Here is a 2,710-nt window from a genome sequence, read left to right on the forward strand (position 1 = left end):
AGCCGCAGCGCGCCGCCCAGCGCCGACAGCGCCAGCGTGGCCAGGCTCGCCAGCGCCAGCGCGACCGCCGTGCCGGTCAGCAGCCAGGTCGCGGTGCGCGGGGCGAGCCGCTCGGACACCGGCCGCGCGGCCAGCGCCGCCACGACCGGGAGCAGCAGCGCGAGGTAGGTGTCCGGATCAGTCACCGCGGCCTCTCCTCACCGTGGCCTCTCCTCACCGCGGCCTCTCCTCACCGCGACTCTCCTCGGCGCGGCCCCTTCGCGCCGCGCTCTCCTCGCCGGGGCGGAGATCATTCCGGGCGTCCTTCGAGGAGGTCGCGGAGGAGGCGTTCGTCCTGGTCGGAGAGGGTGTCGACGAAGCGGGCCAGCACCATGTGCCGGTCGGCGCGCTCCTGGAGGGCCTGGTGCATGCGGCGCGCGACCAGGCCCGGCTCGTCGCTGACCGGCGCGTAGTGGAACGCGCGGCCGGCCTTCTCCCGCACCAGCAGGCCCTTGTCGTGCATCCGGGTCAGGATCGTGACGACCGTGGAGTAGGCGAGGTCGTCGGAGAGCAGCCGTTGGACGTCGGAGGTGGAGAGGGGCCGTCCGGCCCGCTGGAGCACGGTCATGATCTCGGTCTCCAGCGCACCCGACGCGCGCCGTTCGTTGCCACCCGCCACCGCGGCCACCTCCCCGGGATCTCCGCGTGCTCGCCGTTTCAGTCTGCCACGCGGTTCCGGCGGTGATACCCCCTCGAAATCCGGTGATCCTCTCCTGGCCGCCGGCCTGCGGAAGGGCTCCGGGCGGCGGGAGGGCGGGCTTCGGCGGTGCGCTGGTCCGGGGGAGCGCGGACGGGCATGATGGAGGCGGTCGGGGTCGTCGCGCCGTCCCCCCGAGTGCGAAGGGTCTGACGCGCCATGCCGCTGCCGGGTCCGCTGCGCCGGCGCTGCCGGGAGTTCCTCGGCGGCGAGGTGGAGATCCGCTACGTGTTCCCCGCGCTGAGCCACGCCGGCGGCGCGGGCTTCCTGTTCGTGGTGACCGGCGAGCGGATCACGGTGCTGTGCACCGGGACGTTCAGCCGGACGCGTCCGAGCGGCGTGTGGGGGAGCTACCCGCGCGAGCGTCGGATCGGCCCGGTCTCGACCGGCGCGGGCGCGTCGTTCGAGTTCGCCGGGACGGTCTTCGAGGTGGACGACGAGTACGTCCCGGTGATCAACGCGGCCGACGCCGAGGTCTTCGATCCCGGCAGCCTGCCTCGCGACCCGCTGCCCGACCTGTAGCGCTTCCTCTGCCGCCGGGAGCCGTGGCGCGGGTCAGGCGGAGGCGGCCGTCTCGGGGGCGGGCTGCGCGGGGGCCTTCTTCGGCGGGCCGCCCTGCGGACGCAGGAAGAAGGCCATCACCACGACCAGGTACAGCGCCCACATGATCAGCTGCAGCGCGGTGACCTGCGGCGTCACGTTCAGGACGCCCTGGAAGGCGGTCTGCAGCCAGTCGCCCGCCGAGCCGAACTCGGCGAAGAACTCGTGCGGCTCCAGCCACACGGTGTGCAGGCCCGGCAGCACGTCCGCCTCCTGCAGGTCCTTGAAGCCGTAGCCGAACACCCCGGCCGCGACCACGATCAGCGCGCCGCCCGTCCAGGCGAAGAAGCGCTTGAGGTTCAGCTTCAGCCCGCCCCGGTACAGCAGGTACCCGAGGACGACCGCGCAGGCCAGGCCGAGCAGCGCGCCGACGATCGGCTGCGTCGAGCCCTCGGACGAGCTGGTGATGTTCGTCCACAGGAACAGCGCGGTCTCCAGGCCCTCGCGGCCGACCGCGAGGAACGCGACCGTGCCGAGCGCGACCGGCCCGACGCTCAGCGCGCCGTCGAGCTTGCCCTCCAGCTCCTTCTTCATGAACCGGGACGTGCGGCGCATCCAGAAGACCATCCAGGTCACGAGCCCGACCGCGATGATCGACAGCACCCCGCCGAACAGCTCCTGGGTCTTGAACTGCATCTCCGAGGACGCGGCGGTCAGCGCGAGCCCGAACCCGACGGCCGTCGCGACCGCGACCCCGATGCCGATCCACACCGGCAGCAGCGCCTCGCGCCGCCCGGTCTTCACCAGGTAGGCGATGAGGATGCTCACCACGAGGGCCGCCTCGAGCCCCTCCCGGAGTCCGATGAGGAAGTTGCCCAGTAGCATCGCCACGCTCCTCGGGGATCGGGCCACGGGACGGGTTCCCTGCGGCGGAAAGGATGCTTAGGCAAAGCTAACCTAAATCGCCGCGTGTCCCAACAGCCGACCCCTGTGATGTGGCCCGGAGGCGACCCCGCCCCCACCCAGGAATCCGCCGCACGCCGCCGCCCGGGCTCCTGCCCGGTTCCGTCTCAGGCTTCCGCAGAGGCAGGGGGAGCCGGAGGCGGGGGCGCGGTCCGCGGACGGCTCGGCGGAGCGGCCTTGGAACGTGCCCCCGGCGTGCGGCTCAGAGCTCCGACCAGGTCCTGACCAGCGGCGGGACGACGAGGCCGATCTGCCATTCGCGCGCTCCGAGACCGCGCAGCGCGTCCGAGATCGCGTCGGCGTCCACGGGGCCGGGCGGGGGCGACCACGACAGGCGGCGCACCGCGTCCGGCTGCATCAGGTTCTCGGCCGGGACGGTGTACTCCTCCGACAGCGTCGTCACGACCGCGCGGGCGGCGGTGAGCCGCGCGGCGGCGGCCGGGTCGCGCTCGGCCCAGCGGTGCGCGGGCG

4 protein-coding genes and 1 pseudogene are annotated in these 2,710 nt (G+C 73.4%); 1 reads left to right on the forward strand and 4 read right to left on the reverse strand.

Annotation, left to right across the window (positions count from 1 at the left end; translation table 11 throughout):
- On the reverse strand, positions 1–185 hold a 185-nt coding region (locus DZF91_RS25320), incomplete at its 3' end, for a hypothetical protein (protein ID WP_199486881.1).
- A gap of 104 nt (positions 186–289) precedes the next feature.
- Complete coding sequence (locus DZF91_RS25325) at positions 290–658, reverse strand: BlaI/MecI/CopY family transcriptional regulator (RefSeq protein ID WP_117359732.1); 369 nt, start codon at positions 656–658, stop codon at positions 290–292.
- 237 nt (positions 659–895) lie between these two features.
- Here DZF91_RS25325 and DZF91_RS25330 point away from each other — a divergent pair, with 237 nt between their 5' ends.
- Positions 896–1,258 (forward strand): hypothetical protein, encoded by a 363-nt coding sequence (locus DZF91_RS25330; protein WP_117359730.1) that lies wholly within the window; start codon positions 896–898, stop codon positions 1,256–1,258.
- A 33-nt stretch (positions 1,259–1,291) separates the two neighbouring features.
- Here the strand turns inward: DZF91_RS25330 and efeU are convergent, their stop codons facing one another.
- Together efeU and DZF91_RS40330 are read right to left on the reverse strand one after the other, a co-directional pair.
- Positions 1,292–2,161, reverse strand: a complete 870-nt coding sequence (gene efeU, locus DZF91_RS25335) for an iron uptake transporter permease EfeU (RefSeq protein WP_117359731.1) — start codon at positions 2,159–2,161, stop codon at positions 1,292–1,294.
- Positions 2,162–2,441: 280 nt separating this feature from the next.
- A pseudogene (locus tag DZF91_RS40330) lies at positions 2,442–2,710 on the reverse strand (ribonuclease D); the annotation flags it as partial.

The sequence above is a fragment of the Actinomadura logoneensis genome, assembly GCF_003428695.1.
In the GTDB taxonomy this organism is placed as follows: domain Bacteria; phylum Actinomycetota; class Actinomycetes; order Streptosporangiales; family Streptosporangiaceae; genus Spirillospora; species Spirillospora logoneensis.